The organism is Micromonospora sp. BQ32 (genome assembly GCF_059358895.1).
The window spans coordinates 1-21,853 of record NZ_JCADBI010000005.1; the positions used below are offsets into that span (position 1 = coordinate 1).

Here is a 21,853-nt window from a genome sequence, read left to right on the forward strand (position 1 = left end):
AGGTAGACGGGTTGGCCGAACTCGTCGATCCCGATGAAGATCGGGTCGAACATCGACAGGCCAGGACCCACCGGCACTGCCTCAGCAGTGGTGGGAATCGTGGTGGTCATCAGGGTGCCCTCCTGGGCGTTGTGGGCGCGAGGAGCCACACGAACGAGCCGCCATGGCTCCTCGCGTCCCGGGTTGGGTTGAGGTCAGATCCAGTCAGAGGTGTCGTCGTCCGGCACGGACGACGAGGAAGCCGCGGGCTTGCTGCCGTTGGCTGTGGTGGCCGGCTGCTTCGCCGGCTTGCCCTGGGTCGGAAGGGTGAACGTCGGAGCGTGAACGTCCGGCAGGTCCAGGGCGGTGGGGACCGTCAGCGGCGATGCCGAGACGGGGGCGCTCGGGTCGATCACGTCGACCAGCGGGGAACCGACGTGGGCGGTCAGCACCTCACGGCGTTTGATGTCGAACCGCAGGTAGGCGGCGTTGTTCTCCGAAGCGCGCTCGATGAGCACGGTGGAGGCATGGCAGGTCACCGCAATCTTGTCGAGGCGGCCTTCCAGGTCCTTGGCGGACAGGCCGGGGCGCAGGTAGACCCAGACCCGCTCGCCAACCGGAGTGGGCTTGGCCCAGAGGATCAGCGGCAGCGAACCGGACTGGTTGGCGATGATGAACTGCGCGAAGCACAGACGCAGCCGATGCCTCACCACGAGGCACCACGTCCACGCGATGACCTGGCGGCGAACCGGGCGGATTGCGGCGGGGACGCCGACGACCAGGGCGACCACGATCAGGGTCACCAGGGTTGGGGTGTGGTTGGCGAGCTGCACCCAGGCTGTGAGCAGTAGGGCACCGAGGATGGTTTCCGGGGTCCACCACCACAGCAGCCGGATCATTGGCCAGATCCGGACGAGCAGCCAGACGAGGCCGCCGGTCGGGACGCCGATCAGGGCGCCGATGAAGACGGCGAGGATCGGGTGGATGTAGGAAGCGGCCACCACGGCCGAGAGGAGGCCGACGATGACCGCCGTGAGGATGAACGCCATGCGGGCGTTACGCGCGGAGGAGCGGTGGACCTTGGCCTCGATGACCGTCACCGTTCCGGTTGACCTGCCAGCGAAGCGGCGAGGGCTAGACTTGGACATGACACGTCCTCCCAAGAGACTGGGTTGGATGGGTTGGAGAGAGCGGGGTCGGCAGGTTGCGAGCCAGTACCGGCCCCGCGCTCGTTTCCTAGAGCTGACCGAGGTCAGCGGTCGCGCAGCTTGTTGCCGAGCAGGCCGAAGCGGATGCGGTCGTCTTCGTCGAGGACGGTTGGGGTGCGCCCAGCGGCGCGCTCCTCGCGGAGCTGCTTGTCCAGGTGCTTCGGGTCGACCTTGACCTCACGGACACGACCGGTGTCGTCCTCGCTGAACAGGTACTTCTTGCCCATGGCAGGGATCTCCCTTGCTCAGAGTGAGGGGTTCAGAGGCAGGCGATGAGCAGCGCGGACGCCCAGAGGCACGCCGCGTGCAGAGACTGATCGGCCAGGTACATCCCGCAGATCGGGGCCTGACGGTCGGCGAAGTCGCCGCTTCCCGTGTGAGTGAGCAGCCAGCGCACCGGCCACCGCCGGTCAAGAAACGCATGCGAGACGGCGGAGAAGCCGAGCCCAGCGGCAAGCCCGAGGGCGGTGACGGGCAGGTCCAGGGCGGCGATGGTGATGGCCAGCATGACCACCACCACGAGGTGATAGGCCATCACGTGGCCCAACAGATGACGCCAGCCGTCCCAACCGGGGGCGGCCTTGTGCGCGGCCTGCTTGTCGGACTGGCCAAGAACGTGATCGGCCACCTGGTGACCGGCGTAGAGGGTCGCCGCGACAACGGCGAACACGATGGCGGAAACGAGCATGAGACAACCACTCCCTATGACGAGGGCAGACAGGTTGGAAAGGCAGACGGGGTCGGCAGGTATGCGAGCCAGTACCGACCCCGTGCCTTGAGGGATGTGACCACCTGACGTGGCCACCGGCCGGAAACGTGCGAACCAGAACCGCTTCCGGACGAATCAGAGATGGATCAGCGGACCATCAGGCCGCTTTCGTGCGTTCAGACACCAGGGCTCACACAGTGCGGTGAGCGAGGGACCTACTTAGCCGCCGAGTTACCAGCCTTCGGCTTCAGCGAGATCGCACGGAACGCGACGCCGTTACGCCCGTTGGTCGCCCACGGAATAGCCTCCAACTGCTCGACAGCGACGAGCTGTCCCACCGTCACGCCCGGCTTCTCACCCGCCGTGGTGATGGTGATGATCTCGCCGCCAGTCTCGTCGAGCACGAAGACCTGGGTCGACCACATGAGCCGGCCAGTGTTCTTCTCCGACCGCTGATTGCCGTTCTGGTCGTTCTTCGGCTCCGGGTCCTTCGTCACCTGGACCTGCTTGCTCTGGGTGTCCACGTACAGCTTCACAACAAACCTCCTGGGTCTCGGGCCAGGTAATGAGCTAGTCCCCGGTGGACTGTTGCTCGTGGCCTCTGCGGATAAGGCTCCCGAAAAGCCAGGGACAACCCATCCGATGGGCTGGACGACTATGGGACGTCTTAGTTACGATGAATGCGTCCCTAGTCGTCCCTTGAGGAGGAACGATGCCTAACGACCGGCTCCGCGATGCCATCCTGCGCAACGGCCTGACGCCGGTCACTGTGGCCGAAAAAATCGGGGTTGACGCGAAGACCGTAGAACGGTGGATCACGCAAGACCGGACGCCGTACCCGCGTCACCGACATGCAATCGCGGCAATGGTGCGGGAAGACGTGCCGTACCTGTGGCCAGACGCGGTGACCCCCGAGAAGGCGTCGAGGATTGGGCAGAGCGAGTTGGTGCAGCTCTACACCCGGCGCTCTGCCGTGCCGTACGACCTATGGCGTCGACTGATCGAACGCGCGGAGAAGCGGATAGACGTGCTGGCCTACGCCGGCCTGTTCCTCGTAGAGCAGGACCGCAGGCTGATCAACACCCTGCGTCAAAAGGTTGTTGACGGCGTCACGGTGACAATCCTGCTCGGCGACCCGAATAGCGAGGCGATTGAGCGCAAGAGCATCGAGGAAGGTTCGCCGGGTGTGATGGCGGCCAAGATCCGCCAAGTTCAGCAGTACTACAACCAGCTTGGCGATGCGCCCGGTGTAAAGGTCCGTTACCACGACACGACGTTGTACAACTCGATCTACCGCTTCGATGACGAGATGTTGGTGAACATGCACGTGCTCGGGTTTCCGGCGCCACATGCGCCCGTGATGCATCTGCGCAGGCTCAACGGCGGCGATCTGTTCGGCACGTACGCCGACAGCTTCGACCGGGTCCTAGCTGCCTCGACGACTCAGCCACGCGGCGAGATGGCAGCCTAAGAGCATGGCAAGAACCGAGCACTACCACGACCCGAGCGCGCCGAAGGCCAACAGCATCGTCGTCGCCGTCTCCGTCTTCGCACGAGACGATCGCGGACGGGTACTGCTCATCCAGCGGACCGACAACGGCCTGTGGTCCCTGCCCGGCGGCGGACAGGAAGTCGGCGAGTCGGTCGCAGAGACGGCAGTGCGGGAAACCCACGAGGAAACCGGCATCCGCGTTGAAGTGTTCGGGATGGTCGGCGTCTACTCCGACCCCGGTCACGTCATCGAGTACTCAGACGGCGAGGTACGACAGCAGTTCTCGCTCTGCTTCCGCGCCGTACCGGTCAGCGGCACACCGACGCCGAGCGACGAGTCACATGACGTCCGGTGGGTGGCCCGCGACGAGCTGGCCGCGCTCAACATCCACCCGTCGACCCTGCTTCGCATCACCCACGGCTACGAGGAACGCCCCGAGCCCTTCATCGGCTGATGGACGCCGGCGAGCCGGCGCTGAGTCCGCCGTACGGCAGCGACCATCTCCGATTCCGCCCGACCGATGAACCGGGTAACCAGGTGCTCCGGCCCGTACCGCGACCGAATCTCCGCTAGCCGGTCCAACACCTCGAAATCCTGGCCATCCGGTCCAGTCGTCATGTCTGCGCAGCAGATGGCGTCGGTCACCGCGGTTTCCTCCCGAGGGAACTCGGCGGCCAGGGCCTCACCGAGCCCACGCTCCTCGGCTTCCAGCCAGGCGCAGGAGTGATGAGCGACCAAGGCGGCAATCCGCTCATTGAAGTGCTCACGGCGCAGCCAGCGGCCACCATCGAGCGAGTGGAAGCCGGTGTCGACCAGGTCAGGGCTGTAACCGACGTCGTGTAGCCAGGCCGACGCTACGAGCACCTCACGATCCTCGCTCGGGACTGCTCCGCTAATCCGGTCCGCCTTGGCAGCGACCGCCTGGACGTGACTCCATCGACGGGGCAACGGTGTCTCCAGCAGGCGTCGTGCAACTTCCCGAGCGGTGTCGACGAGGTCGGCCATATCGCCAGGGTACGGAGGCACCCGGTCCGCTCGCCATCCCGTGTTCGAGTGCCGGCCGAGCTGCCGGCGAAGTGGTTCAAAGTTTCTGTACGTCTTCAAGGCGGCCCTTGACGGGCCGCACGCGCCGCCGATGGGGCGTCATGGTCGCCCGGCCGGGGATGGCCGGGCGACCATGCCCGGTGCCCTCGGCTGGCGCTTTGGGGCGGAACCCCGGGGGCCGCCGCAGACGGCGGCGCTGAGGGTGGTTGGGGTTCGTGGGCCGGCAGCCGGCCGGGGCGCGGCGACCGTCGTACCGCCGCGCCGGAGGGCGAGTCACTGCCGGCCGTGGTGGGGATGCGGCGCGGAGGATGCGGGGCCGCCCCTCCGACCTCAAGGGTGCTTCGCATCGCTGGCGCGACGGCCCTGCGGGCCGCCCTTGACCCCGGAGCCTCTGCGACCCCTCGGGCCGGCGTTGCCGGCAGGCGGGGGCCTGCCCATGAAGCTCGCGCCCCATCCCCACCACGGCCTCGCCACGGTGGTTACGCCCACGACGACATCGTCAACTTGCTCTTGACTTGGAAAGCCCGAGCCGACGCCGGATATTCGTGTCCACGACCAATTGATCAGGGGTGCCATGGAAGCCGTCGATATCTGCTAGTAGCCTCCGATCGTCCCCGCCGGTCAGCTTTGGGGTAATCAGTTCGACGAGTTCCTTCCACTTCTGGCGTGGCAGTTCATATTGCAGCCGGCTCGAAATCTTGACGTCGGCAAAAGAGCGCAGGGCATACGACGCTTGGTGAGCATCGAAGAGGCCGATGAGCTCCTTGTAGATGGGGTCTGCATTCCAGGCCACGCCGTAGCCATTTGTGAGAAATACGTAAACAATCTGCTCAACGTACCACTGGCACAGCAATGACGGCACTTGCCCATACTTGCCTACAAGGTCGAGCAGGCGCTTTGCGACAACCGGCTCCTCGTAGAAGTTGTTCCAAGCCTCGTGAGCATCGTTGAGGGCTTCCAAGGCTTCCGCCAATCCCGCCTCTCGGTCAGACTCGGGAAGATAGGCCGCCCCGCCTTCCGCCAAGTTGAGGAGTTCAAGCGCTCGCTCCGCTCTATCCCGATCGAGGTTCGCGCGGAAACGCCCAAGTTTCACTCCGCACCCGTTCCGGGCCGCATCGCTTACCTCAGGCCAGAGAGAGGGCCATAGCTCACGCACGTTGTCCAGCGTTTCAGGTTTTGAAGCCGGCGATGTATAGACACCAAATAGGCCAGCCGCGAGGTTGTCCGCCTGGTCGGCCATCAAGCCGCGGAAGCGGCCTGCGGCCTGCGCAACGTCGGCTTTCGTGAGACGCTGCGTTCGGACGTTGTTCAGAAGCTGTCCGATTTCCGCAACGACGTGTTCTCGCGGCAGAATCATTACTTCCCGAATGCACGTCTCTAGCCACTCGGCTAGCTTCAACCCAGTAAGCGGGATAGCCGTCGGGTGTGCCGCGCTCGCCTTGTTACGCATATACCGGATCGTGTCGAGCTGACGGAACCCAACTTCACTTATCAGCTGTACGCGCTGCGCCGCATCAAGCAATGCAGCGTCGGTAATCTTCGCCAGGTCGTCGGCCGTCTGAAGTTGCTTTCGTCGTTCGGGGTCAGCCTCAGCTAGATCAAAAAAATACTGGACGTCAAAGGAGGCTACGCGCAACCTCAACTGCGTCATGGTTTCATTCCACAAGTAGCTCAGCGCCGCATCGAACAGACCCACAGAGGCGGCAAGAATCATCTTAGAGATATAAGAGGACTCGTCGAGCTGCTTGCTATTCAGAGCGCCAAGCACCTCGGGGATGTTCCGAAGCAACCGCTTCCGCTCGGTCACCTCCACAACCACGTCTTTGGTTGGCAGACCCCAAGAGTGGACCATCTCGAGCATCAGTTGCTCGAACTCCTGAAGGCCCTTCCCCGCCGCCTCAGCGCGTGCAATCGCGGAGAACGTCGGATCCTGCGCGACCAGCTGGGCATCGGATTGTGCCACTTCATCAGTCATTGGTTGACGCGCCCCCGGGACATGAAGTTGATGTCGGTACGTCACCGTAGAGCGCTGGGGGCTGACCTGTCTAGATCCCTGCCGCGAGCCACTGGCCTGGGTACAGCAAATGCTGCCACCAAAAATAGGTGACAGCATCTACCGGACAACCGTGGCCGGTCAGCGCACTACACGTAGGCGGGATTGCTGGGGTAGAGGGAATTCAACGCTTAAATCGGTTCCGTTCATTCCTACGACTTTCGCAAGTTCCTCCCGAGAGTATCCGTGCTCGTCGAGATGGATCCGCATCAACTCCCGCATGACTTGCGGTTCTTCTCTTTCAAGAGGCATCGGCTCGCTACTTAGATATCCAGCTTTGTTCATGTAGGAGTGGAGACTTCGACACCGGCTTGGCGTGATAGTACCCAACCGCTGGGCTCTAATAATCAAAGACTGCATCGGCACCTTCCAGTAAGGCTTAAGTGCCGCAGCCTTCCGGACATCAATATCCCGCAGATCGCGGTTGATTTCGGCGGCTGGCATCAGAAGTTCTTCCGCGAACTCATCGGCCTCAACCTCGGCGGTTTCCCGTGGGGGTTCGCCTTCGTGCATCACCATATGCCCTAGCTCATGAGCGAGGACGAAGCGTTGCCTTTCAGGTGTCAGCTCCGAATTGAGGACGAAGAGGGGGCCGCTACCAGGGTGCCAAACACTAATAGCGTCGATGCGGTGAGTTTGAAAGTCACGCCTCGCCACTACACCACCGGCAGCTTCGACTACGTTTACTAGATTCGAGATCGGGCCCATTGGTAAACGCCAAGCCGCGCGCACACGGCGCGCGGCTTCATAAGCGCTTCCTGCTTGGTCTACATCAATTCTGGGGATCGTGAACGAGGTCCCGATATCAATATCGTTCAGCAATCTCTGAATGCGCATCCTGAGCAGGTTGATGCGCGCTTGGACCTTTCGCAAGTTGCGCTGAGACAGGCTTTGCTGCTTTCTGTGAAAGAAGCTCGCGCTGCCGAACCCGTATATCTCATCTTGCCAGCAAAGAAGCTCGGGAGTCACGTGTAGCGCTTCGGCTACGGCTGGTAGGTCCGTGGCGGGAAGGGGCCTCAGGCCATTTTCGGCCTTGCTCAAGGTTGATTGAGCTAGCCCTGCTTTCTGGGCTAGCTCTTCTTGCGTTAGGCCCTGCGCTTCCCGTGCTACGACGAGCATGCGAGGGTTCTCGTTCATCACATTCCCTAGGACTCGTTGGCCGCTTCGTTGGCCTGCTTGGCGCGCTTGCTCCTAACGACCACCCGGGGACCGGAGTCGACAGTGGGCTGGGAGGGCACAACCACGTTGTTGCTGAAGATCTGAATCGGGGCCCACATGTGCTCGCCATAGAGCGAGCAGGTCACGGCCACCTTCGACATGCCCACCTCAAGGTCGTCCAGGAGGTAACCAGCAACCACGTGGGTCATCGGCTGGATGGACGACTCCGAGAGCTCGAGCGTCTGACCCGCGAAGGCCAGCGCCTGCTGGGTGTAACCCCCGCTGGTCTTCAGGTTCTTGCTCCGGAACTTCTTGAACCGCATGGCCACCTGGTCGTGGAACCGCACCACCAGGAAACCCCGCTCTCGCCGCACGCGGACATGCGGCTTCGCGATGAACCGGTCCGTCACCTCCGCGACGATGAAGTCGTACAGCATGTTGGCCCGCGCCCGAGGCGACACGTCCGCCGGGGACCCTTCAAGGTGCCCCAGCCAGGTCTGCCAGCGCCGCATTGCGGTCTGGAAAGACTCATCAAGGTCGGCGAGGTACGGCTTCAAGATGCCGTAGCAGGCCGTCCGATCCAGCGGTTCGGCGATCTCCACGACAGGGAGCATGCCAGGTTGCAGAACCCGTGTCAAATATTCCGCGTGCTATTCCACGTCCTGGTCGGGAGGCGTCCGCGAGCAGCTACCAGCCCCGCGCGCCAACCCCGAGTACCCCGAGCTGAAGCCAGCAGCCATGTGCCGAGCAGCCAGCTCAACGAGCGCCATGATCGCGGATGGGTCCGACAATCTCGGCCACCGTGGGTCGCGACCCGGTAGCAGCGCCCTCGCGATCAGGGGCTTGCAGCCGGGCACAGATTCGGCACAACCGAGCGCGAGCAACGGCGGAAGATGCCAGAAGACAACGGAAGGCGTTCCGGCAGGCCAGAAGGCGTGTCGCAGATGGCGTGGGAGGTCGGGAAGTCGAGACTCTTACTTCCAGCGGAAGTGCACGAAGAGGCGGCCGAAGTTCTTCGAGTCCTTCTCCACCCGGTGGTAGAGCTGCTTGACGTCCTTCTGGTCGAGGAACCGCAGCACCCGCTTCTTGAGCTGGCCGGACCCCTTGCCGGGGATGATCTCGACGAGGGTGGCCTTCTTCGCCACCGCCTCGTCCATGATCCCGCGCAACGCCCGGTCGATGTCCTGGCCCTTGTTGAAGATCTCGTGCAGGTCCAGCTTGAGCTTCATGCCGCAGCCCCCGGCCGGTCAGGTCCCATGTCCGCCATCCTAGGCACGCCCGCCGGCCCGCTTTCTCCGACGACGGCAGGGGCGGCCCCGAAGGACCGCCCCTGCCATGCCACGGTGCACGCTCAGCGCCGGCCGCCCAGTCGGGTCTCCACCCGCTCCAGCGCGGTCCGGTAGTCGTCGTTGGCCGCGTACATCGCCGCGGCGATCCGCAGGTGCCGCAGCGCGTCGGTGTGTCGGTTCAGCCGCTCCAGCGTCCGACCGAGCACGTGGTGCGCGTAGTGGTCGCTCGGGTCCCGCTCAACCAACTCGCGCAGATGCTCCTCGGCCCGGTTGAGCTGGGCCGACTGGAAGTACGCCCGGGCCAGCAACTGCCGGACCGCCGCGTTGCCGGGTTCGGCGTCGATGATCGGCTCCAGCAGTCGGGCTGCCCCGCTGGGGTCACCGGTTTCGAAGAACATGGTCGCCCGCCGGTAGTCCGCCAGAAGATCCATCTGCCACCTCCTCGGGTCGCACCGTCACCTGTTCCGACGCTGGCACAACACCGGACGTTTGGCGACTGTTCCCGGGGTCGAGATCGGGTCAGTTCGGGCCGCCGACGGGCGCCGAAGGGTCAGGTGCGGGCGTCCCGGCGTCCGGCGGAAAGTTCCCAGGCGCGGACACCGCCGACGATTCCGGCGGTGTTCGGCACCACCACCACGTCGTCGCCCATCCGGGTCAGTTGCTCGGGCCGGATCAGTCGGGAGTTGCCCCCGCCCAGGTAGAGCCGGTCCCAACGGAACACCGGGCGGAGCCCGTCCACCACCTGCCGGATCCGTCGGGACCAGAACGCGTCGCCGAGCCGCCGACGTTCCGGCTCGCCGACGTACGTGTCGTAGGTGGTGCCCCAGCGCACCGGCGCGTGCGACAACTCCAGGTGCGGTGCGAGCACCCCGCCGTCGAAGAGCGCGCTGCCCAGCCCCGTACCCAGGGTCAGCACCAGCTCGCAGCCGGCGCCGGCGACCACTCCGGCGCCGTGCACCTCGGCGTCGTTGAGCACCAGCGCCGGCACCCCGAACGCGTCGGCCAGCGCGCCGCGCGCGTCCCAGCCGGACCACTCGGCGAGCAGGTCCGGGTCGACCCGGGTGCGGGGGCCGTTGCGGGTCACGTAGTGCGGCGTGCTCACGACCACTCCGTGCCGGATCATCCCGGGTACGCCGACCGTGAGCCGGTCCGCCGTTGGCAGGCGCCCGCCCAGATCCAGCAGGGTCCGGACAAAGAGCGCGGGCGGCAACGGGTACGGGGTGGGCACCCGCAACGGCCGGGCCCGCATCGTTCCCGCCTCGTCGAGCACGGAGGCCTTGATGCCCCCGCCGCCACAGTCGATCGCCAGTGTGGTCACCACGTCGTTGAGTCTGCCCGCTGCCGGCCGGTCGTATGCGGGGGGCCGGATAGGCTGCCGTCCTGATGAGCGCCACGATGATCGTCAAGGACCTGGCCGCCGGGCACGGCGACCGCCCGCTCTTCGCCGGATTGGACCTGGTGGTCGCCCCCGGCGACGTGGTCGGGCTGGTCGGGCCGAACGGGGCCGGCAAGTCGACGCTGCTGCGTACCCTCGCCGGGTTGCTGCCGGTCGAGGCCGGCAGCGTGCGGCTCAGCCCGCCCACCGCGAGCGTCGGCCACCTGCCGCAGGAGCCGGAGCGGCGAGCGGGCGAGACGGTACGGGACTTCCTGGCCCGCCGGACCGGGGTGACCGCCGCGCAGGCGGCGTTGGACGCGGCGACCGAGGCGCTGACCGCAGGGGCGGCGGGCGCCGACGACGCGTACGGCGACGCGCTGGAGCGCTGGCTCGCCCTGGGCGGCGCGGACCTGGACGAACGCGCCGAGCAGGTGAGCGCCGACCTGGGCCTCGCGGTCGACCTGGACCACCCGACGACCGGGCTCTCCGGCGGCCAGGCGGCCCGGGCCGGGCTCGCGTCGCTGCTGCTCAGCCGGTACGACGTGTTCCTGCTCGACGAGCCGACCAACGACCTGGATCTGGCCGGGTTGGAGCGGCTGGAGGAGTTCGTCACCGGGCTGCGGGCCGGCACGGTGCTGGTCAGCCACGACCGGGAGTTCCTCACCCGCACCGTGACCCGGGTGTTGGAGCTGGACCTGCCGCAGCAGCAGGTGCACCACTACGGCGGCGGCTACGCGGCCTACCTGGAGGAGCGCGAGGTGGCCCGCCGGCACGCCCGCGCGGACTTCGAGGAGTACGCCGACACCAAGGCTGGGCTGGAGGCTCGGGCCCGCACCCAGCGCGGCTGGATGGAGAAGGGCGTGAAGAACGCCCGCCGCAAGGCCACCGACAACGACAAGATCGGCCGTAAGTTCCGCAGCGAGGCGAGCGAGAAGCAGGCCGCCAAGGCCAAGCAGACCGAACGGCTGATCGAACGGCTCGACGTGGTCGAGGAGCCCCGCAAGGAGTGGGAGCTGCGGATGGAGATCGCCGCCGCGCCCCGCGCCGGCGCCGTCGTGGCCACGCTGCGCGGAGCGGTGGTACGCCGGGGCGGCTTCACCCTCGGCCCGGTCGACCTCCAGATCGACTGGGCGGACCGGGTTGCGGTGACCGGGGCGAACGGCTCGGGCAAGTCCACCCTGTTGGCGGCGCTGCTGGGGCGGCTGCCGCTGGACGCCGGCACCGCCTCGCTCGGGCCCGGCGTGGTGGTCGGCGAGGTGGACCAGGCCCGTGGGCTGTTCCTCGGCGACGTACCGCTGATCGACGCGTTCGAGGCGGCCGTACCCCATTTGTCGCCGGCGGACGCGCGGACCCTGCTGGCGAAGTTCGGCCTGCGGGCGGCGCACGTGCCCCGACCGGCGGCCACCCTCTCCCCCGGTGAGCGGACCCGGGCCGCGCTGGCCCTGCTCCAGGGCCGGGGAGTCAACCTGCTGGTGCTGGACGAGCCCACCAACCACCTGGACCTGCCGGCCATCGAGCAGCTCGAATCGGCACTGGCCAGCTACCCCGGAACGTTGCTGTTGGTCACCCACGACCGGCGGATGCTGGCCGCCATCGAGACCAACCGGCGACTGCGGGTCGACGCCGGGCGGATCGCCGAGGATTGATCCGTGCCCGCGGGCCGGCGCGGGGTGAGAATGACGCCATGCTCAAGTGGGAGTACGCCCTGCTGGTCCGCCGCCGTCAGGCCGCGACCAACGACCTCGGCTGGGAGGTCGTCTTCGTCTGGTACGGACCGGACGGCTCGATGGTCGACGTGACGCCGTACGGCGACACCTCGCTGGCCCACCTGAACCGGGCCGGCGACCAGGGCTGGGAGCTGGTCGCGATGAGCGAGGACCCGTCCCTACCCGGCAACCACGAACTGCACCGCTACCACCTCAAGCGACCGAAGCCCGCCGACCCGCCGCCTCGGCAGCGGATGCGTGGGGGCCGCCGCACCCTCTCCGGCTGACCCGGGGCGCTCGGCGGGCAGCGCTCGGCGGCCAGAGCGCTGGGCCGCTCGGCGCTGGCCCGCTCGGGCGCTGGGCCGCTCGGTAAGGCGGGCCGAGCCTGCGCCCGGTGTCCCCGTTGAGGGGTATACCTGTGAGTCATATTTATGCCTCAGAGGTATAACCTCATCGCGGTCCTGTCCGGCAGGCCGCGACACGCTGCGCGGGCCACGCCGAGAAGGTCGACGAGCGGGGCATAACGGGCGCGATTGCGGGTAACGCGCGGCGGGAGGTGGCCCGAATGGTCGCTTTGGCACAGACTCCGCCCTCGGCCGACCGGCTGCGGGCGATCGACGAATTCCTCGCTCACGCATGGGCGGACCAGGTCCGCCACGACGATCGGTTGCGGGACCTGGCGGTCGAGGTGCGGTTCGACCGGGGGGTGGCCCATCTGAGCGGCGACGTGGCCGAGCCCGCCCAGCTACGGCTGGTGCGGGATCTGGTCGGACAGTTGGCAGGTGTCTACGGCGTCTGGTGCCGGGTCGGAATCGGCGGGCGGGCCCCGGTGGTCGTGGACCTCGGTTGCGGCCCGACCAAGCAGTGGTCGAGCAACCTGGGGCTGGACATCTACCCGGCACCCGGCGTGGATGCCGTCGCGGACCTGTCCGGCTCACTGCCGCTCGCCGACAGCTCGGTGGACGTTCTCTTCGCGGTGCACATCCTGGAGCACCTGATCGACTTCCTGCCGCTGGTCGACGAGTGTCACCGGGTGCTCCGCCCCGGTGGCGTGCTGCACGTGATGAGCCCCTGGTGGGGGCATGTGAACGCGGTGGCCGACCCGACCCACGTCCGGCTGATGGACGTGCAGACGTTCAAGGGGATCTGCCAACTCCGGCCACCGGGCACGCCGCGGTGGTACCCACTGCACGCCGGCTGCGACGGCGCCTCGATCTTCGCCGACCTGACCCCCCTCCCCCCGGACGCCGACCCGGCACCCCAGTCCCATCTGGCCCGCTTCTTCGACTGACCCGTCCGGCCCGGGTCAGAGAGTCTGGGTTGATTCGCGAAGTTCCAGCCGGTAGGGGGCGGACAGCTCCTTTGCCGGGGCGGTGCGGTCGCCGTCCAGGCGGTTGGCGAGGAGTTCGACCGCCAGTTGGGCGATTTTCTCCTTGTCCGGTGCGACGGTGCTGAGGGTGGGGATGGAGAACCGGCCATCCTCGATGTCGTCGAAGCCGACCACCGCCACATCCTCGGGCACCCGCAGACCAGCCTCGTGCAGGGCGCGTAGGGCACCCAGCGCGAGCGTGTCGTTGAAGCAGAAGACGGCGTCGGGGCGTACCCCGGAGGTGAGCAGGCCCTGCATGGCGGCCGCACCGTCGGCGCGGTGCCAGGCCGACGCGGGCGCCACCAGGGTTTCGTCGTAGTCGAGCCCGGCGGCGCGCAGCGCGTCGGTATAACCGGCCAGGCGCAGCCGGGCGCTGGCGCCCTCGTCGGTCCGCTGGGAGCCGATGGCCGCGATCCGGCGGTGGCCAAGCTGGATCAGGTGAGCGGTGATCTCCCGGGCGGCGGTCACGTTGTCGATCACCACTCGATCGGCGGGGCCATGTTCGACCCGCTCGCCGAGCAGCACCATGGGCGTGCCGTCCAGGCCGGCCAGGTCCTCCGCGGTGAGCGCCAACGGGCTGAAGATGAGCCCGTCGATCAGGTGGTCGGTGATGCCGGAGGCAACCACCCGTTCCTGCTCCCGCCGACCGCCGGTCTGGTCAATCAGCACCGTCCAGCCGTACGCGGCGGCGGCGGTGACCACGTAGCGGGCCAGCTCGGCGAAGTACGGGATGTCCAGTTCCGGAACGGCCAACGCGATCACGCCGGTGCGGCCCTTGCGCAGGTGGCGGGCCGAGAGGTTGGGCCGGTAGTTGAGCTCGGCGATCGCTTCTTCGACCCGGGCACGGGTGTCCGGCCGTACGTGCACATAGCCGTTGACGACGTTGGAAACGGTCTTCACCGACACCCCGGCCCGTTCAGCCACGTCCTTGAGCCTGTGTCGCACTTTGCAACCTCCCCGATGTAACCCAGCGCACCATACCTCGTCATCAGCCCTTTACAACGTTGCCTACAACGTTGTAGAAACGGTGGACACCGGGTGAACAGTGACCGCGCTCACCCGGGCATCGGCACGAGGAAAGGTGGCATCCCCTTGCGGACCGCGCAGCTGACGATCGACCCGGCCTTCTCCATCGGCCCGGCCGACCGACGCCTCTTCGGCTCATTCGTCGAGCACATGGGGCGGTGCGTCTACGGCGGCATCTACGAGCCCGGCCACCCCAGCGCCGACTCCCGCGGCCTGCGCCGCGACGTGCTGGACCTGACCCGCGAGCTGGGCGTTTCGGTGGTCCGCTACCCGGGCGGCAACTTCGTCTCCGGCTACCGCTGGGAGGACGGGGTCGGCCCGGTCGGCAACCGGCCCCGCCGACTCGACCTGGCCTGGAAGACGATCGAGACCAACGCGTTCGGGCTGGACGAGTTCATGACCTGGGCCGCCGAGGCCGGCGTCGAGCCGATGATGGCGGTCAACCTCGGCACACGTGGGGTCCAGGAGGCACTGGACCTGCTGGAGTACGCCAATCACCCGGGCGGCACGGAGCTCTCCGACCTGCGGCGCAAGCACGGCGCCGAGGACCCGTACGGGGTGCGGCTGTGGTGCCTGGGCAACGAGATGGACGGCCCGTGGCAGGTCGGCCACAAGACCGCTGACGAGTACGGCCGCGTCGCCGCCGAGGCCGCCCGAGCGATGAAGATGATCGACCCGTCGATCAGCCTGATCGCCTGCGGCAGCTCCAACCGGCGGATGCCCACCTTTGCCTCCTGGGAAGCGACGGTGCTGGAGCACACCTACGAGCACGTCGACTACATCTCGGCGCACACCTACTACGACCCGTCCGACGGCGACCAGGCCAGCATCCTGGCCTCGGCAGTCGACATGGACAACTTCATCACCGAGGTCGTCGCGACCGCTGATCACGTGGCCGCCAAGCAGCGGCACAAGCGCAAGCTGAAGATCTCCTTCGACGAGTGGAACGTCTGGTACGAATCCCGCCTCCAGGCCGACCTGGACCGGCGCGGCTGGGTCGAGGCCCCGGCGCTGATCGAGGACGACTTCACCGCGGTCGACGCGGTGGTCGTCGGCGATCTGCTGATCACCCTGCTGCGGCACGCGGACCGGGTCGGGGTGGCCGCGCAGGCCCAGCTGGCCAACGTGATCGCGCCGATCCGTACCCGCAACGGCGGCCCGGCCTGGCGGCAGAGCATCTTCCACCCGTTCGCGCTGACTGCCCGGTACGCCCGGGGCACCGTGCTGCGCACCGACCCGGTGTCGCCGCGCTACGACACGAAAAAGTACGGGGACGTGCCGGTGCTCGACACCGTCGCCGTGCACGACGAGGAGACCGGCGAGCTGACCGTGTTCGCGGTCAACCGGGACTCCACCGATCTCCCGCTGGAGATCGATCTGCGCGGACTGCCGGCTATGTCCGGCCTGTCCTTCCAGAGCATCGCTGCCGGTTCTGACCCGTCGGCGATGAACACCGAGGCCGAGCCCGATCGGGTGACGCCTCGGGACCTGCCCACCCCCACCCCCGACGGCGGCCGGTGCACCGTGCGCCTGCCCGCCGTGTCCTGGAGCGTGCTCCGCTTCGGCCCGGCCAACGCGTAGGTGTCACACCGGTTCTGAGCAGGCACAATTCATTCCGTTCCCCTCAAGGAGAGATAAAGCATGATCCAGAACGATATGAGCCGGCGTCGCCTGCTCGGCCTCGGTCTCGGACTCGGCGCCGCGGCCTCGCTGACCCTCGCGGGTTGCGGCGGCGATGACAGCGCCTCCGGGCCGGCCGCCGGCAACGGGGGCAAGGAGTACACCGGCCCCAAGGTGGACCTGAAGCTGTGGAACGGCTTCACCGGCGGTGACGGCGACATCTTCAAGACGCTGGTGAACCAGTTCAACACCGAGCACAAGAACATCGCCGTGTCGGTGGCCACGTACCAGTGGGAGGACTACTACAACAAGCTCCCCGGCGCGGCCTCCAGCGGCAACGGCCCGGACATCGCGGTCATGCACATGGACCAGCTCGCCACCTTCGCCGCCCGCGGCGTGATCACCGAGCTGGACGACGTCGCCAAGAATCTGGAGCTCGCCGAGGGCGACTTCGCCCCCACCGTGTGGAAGGGCGGGCTCTACAACAACAAGCGGTACGGCATCCCGCTGGACATGCACCCGCTGGGCTTCTACTACAACAAGGCCGTCATGCAGAAGGCCGGCCTGGACCCGAACAAGCCGCCGACGACCAAGGACGACTACGTCGCCGCGCTGACCGAGCTGAAGAAGGCCGGCATCCAGGGCTTCTGGGTCAGCCCGTTCCAGTTCACCGGCGGCATGACCTTCTACTCGCTGCTCAACCAGTGGGGCGCCACCCTGTTCGACGCGGACGTGGCCAAGGCCACCTTCAACTCGGACCCGGCAGTCGAGGCGTGCACCTGGCTGGTCGACATGATCAAGCAGGGCTTCTCGCCGGCCAACGTCGGTCAGGACGCCGACTACCTCTCGTTCAAGAGCGGCAAGAACGCCTTCACCTGGAACGGCATCTGGCAGATCAACGATCTGAAGAAGAGCCCCGAGGTGCAGTGGGGCGTCGCCCCGCTCCCCCAGATCGGCAGCAAGCCGGCGGCCTGGGCCAACTCGCACAACTTCACCATCGTGAAGCAGCGGGCCAACGACGCCAACAAGGTCTCCGGCGCCAAGGTCTTCATCAACTGGCTCAGCGAGCACTCGCTGGACTGGGCGAAGGGCGGCCAGGTGCCGGCCCGTAAGGCCGTCCGCGAGGGCGCCGAGTTCAAGGCGCTGCCGGAGATCTCGTCGCTCGCCCCCGAGCTGGAGTACGCGGCGTTCCCGCCGGCGGCCCCGGGTCTCGGCGAGGTCATGACCACCTTCTACAACTCCTTCAACGAGGCCGCGCTGGGCAAGAAGTCGCCCAAGCAGGCGCTGGACGACGGTGTGGCGAAGGCCAACAAGCAGCTCGAGGACAACCGCAAGAAGTACGGGAGCTGATACCCCGTGGCGGACGTGATCGAGGTCGGGGCGGCGCGCGGTGACGCGCCGCCCCCGGCGGCCAACGCAGTCCGCCGGTCCGCCTCGGCGGGTCGGACCAGACGGGCGACGCCATATCTGTTCCTCGCTCCCTACCTGGTCCTGTTCGGGGTGTTCGGCCTGCTGCCGATCGTTCTCGGCGTCTGGCTGAGCGTGCACCAGTGGGACTTCCAGCTGCCCAACCGACCGTTCGTCGGGTTGGACAACTACAAGCAGCTCTTCTCCAGCGACTCCGCCGTCTACGGCGACTGGTGGCAGAGCGTCCGGGCCACCGCGATCTTCACGGTGCTGTCGGTGCCGCTGCTGGTGGTCGTACCGCTGGGGTTGGCACTGCTGCTCAACCGCTCCTTCCCGGGCCGGACGTTCTTCCGGGCGATCTACTTCGCGCCGTACGTGCTGGGTGTCGCGGTGATCGGCCTGCTCTGGCGGTTCCTGCTCGACGCCAACCTGGGCCTGGTCAACCGGCTCCTCGGCGTGGTCGGGTTGCCGTCGGACACCCCCTGGGTGACGAACATGCCGTGGGCGTGGATCTCGCTGGTCGGGGTGACCGTCTGGTGGACGTCCGGCTTCAACGCGGTGATCTACCTGGCCGGCCTCCAGGACATCTCGCCGGAGCTGTACGAGGCGGCCCGGATGGACGGCGCGAACGCGTGGCAGCGGTTCCGCAACGTCACCCTGCCCGGGCTGCGGCCGGTGCTGCTCTTCGTGATCACGACGACCGTGCTCGCCTCGGCGAACATGTTCGGCCAGTCATTCCTGATCACCCAGGGGACGCCCGGCACGGAGACCCGCACGGTGGTCTGGTTCATCGTCGAGGAGGGCCTGCGGAACAACAACGCCGGTCGCGCCGCCGCGATGAGCATTGTGTTCGCCCTGCTGCTGGCGGTCGTGAGCATCGCCAACTTCCGCCTCTTCCGCTACAAGGAAGACTGAGGGGACCGCCATGACGACGCCCACGCCGACAACCGACGGCTCCACACCGGGGCTGCGCCGGGTCGGGCTCTACGCCACCCTGGTCGCCCTGGCCCTGATCTTCCTGGTCCCCCTGCTGTGGATGGTCATCACCTCGCTGAAGACCTACACCGCCGCCCAGCAGATCCCGCCGAGCTGGCTGCCGAACCCGCTCGCCGGGTACGGCTACGAGCAGATCCTCAACAACTCGGCGAACCCGGTGCTGCGCTGGTTCCTCAACAGCATGCTGGCCGCCACGCTGCACTCGGCGCTGGTGCTGGTGACCGCCTCGATGGCCGCGTACTCCCTGGCCCGGCTGAAGTTCCGGGGGCGCGGGGTGACCTTCGCGCTAATCGTCGGGACGCTGTTCATCCCGCCGACCTCGCTGATCATCCCGAACTTCCTGATCGTCGACCAGCTCAACTGGATCGACACCCTCGCCGTGGTCGTGGTGCCCGGCGCGGCCAGCGCGTTCGGGGTGTTCTTCCTGCGGCAGTTCTTCCTCTCCCTGCCGAACGAGCTGGAGGAGGCCGCCACGCTGGACGGCGCCAACCAGTGGCAGATCTTCTACAAGGTGGTGCTGCCGCTGTCCAGGCCGGCGCTGGCCACCCTGGCCGTGCTGTCGTTCCTCACCAACTGGAACGACTTCCTCTGGCCGATCTTCGTGCTGTTCAGCCCGGAGCAGCTCACCCTGCCGCCGGGCCTGGGCCTGCTCCAGGGCTCGTACGTCACCGACTACCCGGTGATCATGGCGGGCGCGGTGCTGGCCAGCCTGCCGGTGCTGATCCTCTTCGTGCTGGCCCAGCGGCACATCATTCAGGGTGTCTCCCGCAGCGGTCTGAAGGGATGACGCGTACGCCCGCCCGGCGACGTGGCGCGGCGGCGATCGTTCTCGCCGCCGCGTTGCTCGTTGCGGGCTGCTCCGACGACACCGAACCCACCCCCACCACGAGCAGCGGGAGCGACTCAAGCGTGTTCACCAACCCTGTCGTGAAGACCGACGCCCCGGATCCGCAGGCGATCCAGGTGGGCGACACCTGGTACCTGTTCCACACCAACTCCGGCGGCCGCAACGTCCCGGTGCTCACCTCGACCGACCTGGTCGACTGGACCGAGGCCGAGGATGCCCTGCCGACGCTGCCGGACTGGGCGGATGCCGGCAAGACCTGGGCGCCCGAGGCGATCCAGCTCGCACCGGACAGGTTCCTGCTCTACTACACGGTCGCCGGCCGGGAGTCCGGGCGGCAGTGCGTCGGGCGGGCGGTGGCCAGCGCGCCGCAGGGGCCGTACTCCGACGACGCGGCCGGCCCGCTGATCTGCCAGGCCGACCTGGGCGGGGCGATCGACGCCAGCCCGTACCGGGACACCGACGGCAGCCTGTGGCTGCTGTGGAAGAACGACGGCAACGCTATCGGGGTGGACACCTGGCTCTGGTCGCAGCGCCTCGCCGACGACGGCCTGACCCTCATCGGCGAGCCGACCAAGCTGCTGAAGCAGACCGAGCCGTGGGAGGGCACCCTGATCGAGGGGCCGTTCTTCCACCGTCAGGACGGTCGGCTGCTGCTCTTCTTCGCCGCCAACGCGTACGACCGGGCGGAGTACGCCGAGGGCTACGCGGTGTGCGAGAGCCCGACCGGCCCGTGTGTGAAGGCCACCGAGAACCCGATCCTGAAGGGCAACGAGGCCGCCTCGGGCCCCGGCCACGCGTCGATGGTGGTCAAGGACGGGCGGACCTGGCTGCTGTACCACGCCTGGCCGCCGGGCCAGGAGGGCAGCACCGACCCGGGTCGGCAGGTGTGGCTCGACGAGGTGACCTGGGTCGACGGCAAGCCGGTCGTCAAGGGCCCGACGGCCGCACCGCAGCCGCGCCCCTGAGCTGGTCGTGCGGAAGGGCCCGAGGTGGGCCCTTCCGCACGCGCCGTTCAGGCGGTCGGCTCGCGGGGTGCCGGGGCAACCGCCGGCTCGTGCTGGGCCAGTCGGTTGCGGCGGTGGCCGTAGCCGAAGTAGATCAACGCACCGAGCAACATCCAGGCCAGGAACCGCAGCCAGGTCTCCACCGACAGGTTGAGCATCAGGTAGAAGCAGGCCAGCGCCGAGACGATCGGCAGCACCGGCGAGAACGGCACCCGGAAAGGCCGCTCCAGGTCCGGCCGCCGCCGGCGCAGGATCGGCACCGCCACCGATACGAGGACGAACGCGCAGAGCGCGCCGATGCTGACCAGGTCGGCCAGCGCGGAGAGCGGCAGGAAGCCGGCCAGCAGCGCGACCGCCACCGTCATGATCGCTGAGATCCGGTACGGGGTGCCCCAGCGCGGGTGCACCTTCGCGATCGAGGGAGGAATCAACCCGTCCCGGGCGATGGCGAAGCCGATCCGGCCCATCGCCACCAGGTCGACCAGGATGACGCTGGTCAGGCCCGCGACCGCGGCGATGGAGACCAGCACGGCGGCCCAGCCCGCGCCGACCGACTCGAAGGCCGACGCGATCGGGGCCCCCCGGTCGATCTCGGTGTACGGCACCATCCCGACCACCACCAGCGAGACGCCGATGTAGAGCACGGTGGAGATCAGCAGCGTGCCGAGCAGACCCAGGGTGAGGTCCCGCTTGGGCTTCCTCGTCTCCTCGCCCAGGTTGGCCACGGCCTCGAAGCCGGTGTACGCGAAGAAGACCACGGCGGCGGCGCTGAGCACCCCGACGAAGCCGAAGACCGACGGCTCCAGTCCGAAGAGCGCCTGCGTGACCGGTTGTTTGATGCCGTCGTCGCCTCCACCGGCCGGCTCGGCCGGCGGGATGAACGGGGTGAGGTTGGCGGCCTTGACGAAGAACAGCCCGGCGACCACCACGAAGACACAGATGGCCACCTTCACCAGCACCAGCAGGTTGGTGATCCGGGCGGATTCCCGGATGCCGACGATCGCCACGATGCCGAGGATCAGCACGATGGCGATGGCACCCACGTTGACCGTACTGCCCTCCTCGCCGAACCACCGGGTCGGCAGGTCGAGCAGTTCGGCGAGGTAGCCGGACCAGCCTCGGGCCACCACGGCGGCGCCGAGCGCGAACTCCAGCAGCAGGTCCCAGCCGATGATCCAGGCGACGATCTCGCCCATCGTGGCGTACGCGTAGGTGTAGGCGCTGCCGGCGGTCGGCACGCTGGAGGCCAGCTCGGCGTAGCAGAGGGCGGCGAGCAGGGCGACCACGCCGGCGATGGCGAAGGAGATCACCACGCCCGGCCCGGCGCTGTCCCGGGCCTCGATCCCGGTGAGCGTGAAGATGCCGGTGCCGATCACGATGCCGATGCCGAAGCCGGTGAGGTCGATCGCGCCGAGCCGCCTCTTCAGCCCCAGTTGGCCGTCGGCGCCGTCCGCCTCACCTTGGGCGATCACGTCCTTGATTGGTTTTGTGCGCAGCACGGACACCCGGTCACCCCTCCCACCGTGCGACCACCTCCGTGGCGGCCGGTGACCGGCGTTGCTACCCAGCGG

Annotated in this window: 23 protein-coding genes and 1 pseudogene; 10 read left to right on the top strand and 14 right to left on the bottom strand. The window is 67.5% G+C overall.

The window, feature by feature from the left end; translation table 11 throughout:
* From AC5L30_RS12055 to AC5L30_RS12075, 5 genes and pseudogenes are all read right to left on the bottom strand, one after another.
* Positions 1–110 (bottom strand): annotated as a pseudogene (locus AC5L30_RS12055) (FtsK/SpoIIIE domain-containing protein); the annotation flags it as partial.
* A gap of 84 nt (positions 111–194) precedes the next feature.
* Entirely contained in the window at positions 195–1,127 is a 933-nt protein-coding gene (locus AC5L30_RS12060; RefSeq protein WP_494867658.1) for a hypothetical protein, read from the bottom strand.
* A 104-nt stretch (positions 1,128–1,231) separates the two neighbouring features.
* A complete protein-coding gene (locus AC5L30_RS12065) occupies positions 1,232–1,414 on the bottom strand; it encodes a hypothetical protein (RefSeq protein WP_494867219.1) in 183 nt (60 codons plus the stop codon).
* Between the two features lie 32 nt (positions 1,415–1,446).
* Positions 1,447–1,875 (bottom strand): DUF3307 domain-containing protein, encoded by a 429-nt coding sequence (locus AC5L30_RS12070; RefSeq protein ID WP_328533118.1) that lies wholly within the window; start codon positions 1,873–1,875, stop codon positions 1,447–1,449.
* 236 nt (positions 1,876–2,111) lie between these two features.
* The gene (locus AC5L30_RS12075; protein ID WP_089021118.1) at positions 2,112–2,432 is read right to left on the bottom strand and encodes a hypothetical protein; all 321 of its coding nucleotides are present in this window, start codon (positions 2,430–2,432) and stop codon (positions 2,112–2,114) included.
* Between the two features lie 176 nt (positions 2,433–2,608).
* Here AC5L30_RS12075 and AC5L30_RS12080 point away from each other — a divergent pair, with 176 nt between their 5' ends.
* Together AC5L30_RS12080 and AC5L30_RS12085 are read left to right on the top strand one after the other, a co-directional pair.
* The gene (locus tag AC5L30_RS12080) at positions 2,609–3,367 is read left to right on the top strand and encodes an XRE family transcriptional regulator (protein WP_494867220.1); all 759 of its coding nucleotides are present in this window, start codon (positions 2,609–2,611) and stop codon (positions 3,365–3,367) included.
* 4 nt (positions 3,368–3,371) lie between these two features.
* Entirely contained in the window at positions 3,372–3,842 is a 471-nt protein-coding gene (locus AC5L30_RS12085) for an NUDIX domain-containing protein (protein WP_494867221.1), read from the top strand.
* Here AC5L30_RS12085 and AC5L30_RS12090 read toward each other — a convergent pair.
* From AC5L30_RS12090 to AC5L30_RS12120, 7 genes are all read right to left on the bottom strand, one after another.
* On the bottom strand, positions 3,809–4,393 hold the full coding sequence (locus AC5L30_RS12090; RefSeq protein ID WP_494867223.1) for an HD domain-containing protein: 585 nt from the start codon (positions 4,391–4,393) through the stop codon (positions 3,809–3,811). The genes AC5L30_RS12085 and AC5L30_RS12090 overlap by 34 nt on opposite strands.
* Before the next feature lie 538 nt (positions 4,394–4,931).
* On the bottom strand, positions 4,932–6,407 hold the full coding sequence (locus AC5L30_RS12095) for a hypothetical protein (RefSeq protein WP_494867225.1): 1,476 nt from the start codon (positions 6,405–6,407) through the stop codon (positions 4,932–4,934).
* A 159-nt stretch (positions 6,408–6,566) separates the two neighbouring features.
* On the bottom strand, positions 6,567–7,622 hold the full coding sequence (locus AC5L30_RS12100) for a helix-turn-helix domain-containing protein (RefSeq protein WP_494867226.1): 1,056 nt from the start codon (positions 7,620–7,622) through the stop codon (positions 6,567–6,569).
* An 8-nt stretch (positions 7,623–7,630) separates the two neighbouring features.
* Positions 7,631–8,245, bottom strand: coding sequence for a hypothetical protein (locus AC5L30_RS12105; protein WP_494867228.1), 615 nt, complete (start codon positions 8,243–8,245; stop codon positions 7,631–7,633).
* Positions 8,246–8,617: 372 nt separating this feature from the next.
* The gene (locus tag AC5L30_RS12110; protein ID WP_007465523.1) at positions 8,618–8,872 is read right to left on the bottom strand and encodes a Smr/MutS family protein; all 255 of its coding nucleotides are present in this window, start codon (positions 8,870–8,872) and stop codon (positions 8,618–8,620) included.
* Positions 8,873–8,994: 122 nt separating this feature from the next.
* Entirely contained in the window at positions 8,995–9,363 is a 369-nt protein-coding gene (locus AC5L30_RS12115; RefSeq protein ID WP_112584722.1) for a tetratricopeptide repeat protein, read from the bottom strand.
* Between the two features lie 119 nt (positions 9,364–9,482).
* The gene (locus tag AC5L30_RS12120) at positions 9,483–10,253 is read right to left on the bottom strand and encodes an ROK family protein (RefSeq protein WP_494867230.1); all 771 of its coding nucleotides are present in this window, start codon (positions 10,251–10,253) and stop codon (positions 9,483–9,485) included.
* 62 nt (positions 10,254–10,315) lie between these two features.
* On the opposite strand from AC5L30_RS12120, the gene AC5L30_RS12125 reads away from it, so the two are divergent.
* The 3 genes from AC5L30_RS12125 to AC5L30_RS12135 all read left to right on the top strand — a co-directional run bounded on the left by AC5L30_RS12125 (position 10,316) and on the right by AC5L30_RS12135 (position 13,304).
* A complete protein-coding gene (locus AC5L30_RS12125; RefSeq protein ID WP_494867231.1) occupies positions 10,316–11,953 on the top strand; it encodes an ABC-F family ATP-binding cassette domain-containing protein in 1,638 nt (545 codons plus the stop codon).
* 38 nt (positions 11,954–11,991) lie between these two features.
* Positions 11,992–12,300, top strand: a complete 309-nt coding sequence (locus tag AC5L30_RS12130) for a hypothetical protein (protein WP_124822832.1) — start codon at positions 11,992–11,994, stop codon at positions 12,298–12,300.
* A gap of 278 nt (positions 12,301–12,578) precedes the next feature.
* Positions 12,579–13,304, top strand: a complete 726-nt coding sequence (locus tag AC5L30_RS12135; protein WP_494867232.1) for a methyltransferase domain-containing protein — start codon at positions 12,579–12,581, stop codon at positions 13,302–13,304.
* Between the two features lie 15 nt (positions 13,305–13,319).
* Here AC5L30_RS12135 and AC5L30_RS12140 read toward each other — a convergent pair whose 3' ends face one another.
* Positions 13,320–14,327 carry a LacI family DNA-binding transcriptional regulator gene (locus tag AC5L30_RS12140; protein WP_494867233.1) on the bottom strand — a complete coding sequence of 336 codons (1,008 nt, stop codon included), beginning with the start codon at positions 14,325–14,327 and terminating at the stop codon, positions 13,320–13,322.
* Positions 14,328–14,474: 147 nt separating this feature from the next.
* Here AC5L30_RS12140 and arfA point away from each other — a divergent pair, with 147 nt between their 5' ends.
* The 5 genes from arfA to AC5L30_RS12165 are packed head-to-tail and all read left to right on the top strand — an operon-like array spanning position 14,475 to position 20,243.
* Entirely contained in the window at positions 14,475–15,989 is a 1,515-nt protein-coding gene (gene arfA, locus AC5L30_RS12145) for an arabinosylfuranosidase ArfA (RefSeq protein ID WP_112670286.1), read from the top strand.
* Between the two features lie 60 nt (positions 15,990–16,049).
* A complete protein-coding gene (locus AC5L30_RS12150) occupies positions 16,050–17,378 on the top strand; it encodes an ABC transporter substrate-binding protein (protein ID WP_494867234.1) in 1,329 nt (442 codons plus the stop codon).
* Between the two features lie 6 nt (positions 17,379–17,384).
* Positions 17,385–18,350 carry a carbohydrate ABC transporter permease gene (locus AC5L30_RS12155; protein WP_112584714.1) on the top strand — a complete coding sequence of 322 codons (966 nt, stop codon included), beginning with the start codon at positions 17,385–17,387 and terminating at the stop codon, positions 18,348–18,350.
* A 10-nt stretch (positions 18,351–18,360) separates the two neighbouring features.
* Positions 18,361–19,218: a carbohydrate ABC transporter permease gene (locus AC5L30_RS12160; RefSeq protein WP_181548743.1), complete on the top strand. Its 858-nt coding sequence runs from the start codon at positions 18,361–18,363 to the stop codon at positions 19,216–19,218.
* Positions 19,215–20,243 (top strand): glycoside hydrolase family 43 protein, encoded by a 1,029-nt coding sequence (locus tag AC5L30_RS12165; protein WP_494867236.1) that lies wholly within the window; start codon positions 19,215–19,217, stop codon positions 20,241–20,243. The genes AC5L30_RS12160 and AC5L30_RS12165 overlap by 4 nt, the downstream gene beginning before the upstream one ends.
* Positions 20,244–20,290: 47 nt before the next feature.
* Here AC5L30_RS12165 and AC5L30_RS12170 read toward each other — a convergent pair whose 3' ends face one another.
* Positions 20,291–21,787 (bottom strand): amino acid permease, encoded by a 1,497-nt coding sequence (locus AC5L30_RS12170; protein WP_494867237.1) that lies wholly within the window; start codon positions 21,785–21,787, stop codon positions 20,291–20,293.
* Between the last annotated feature and the right edge of the window lie 66 nt (positions 21,788–21,853).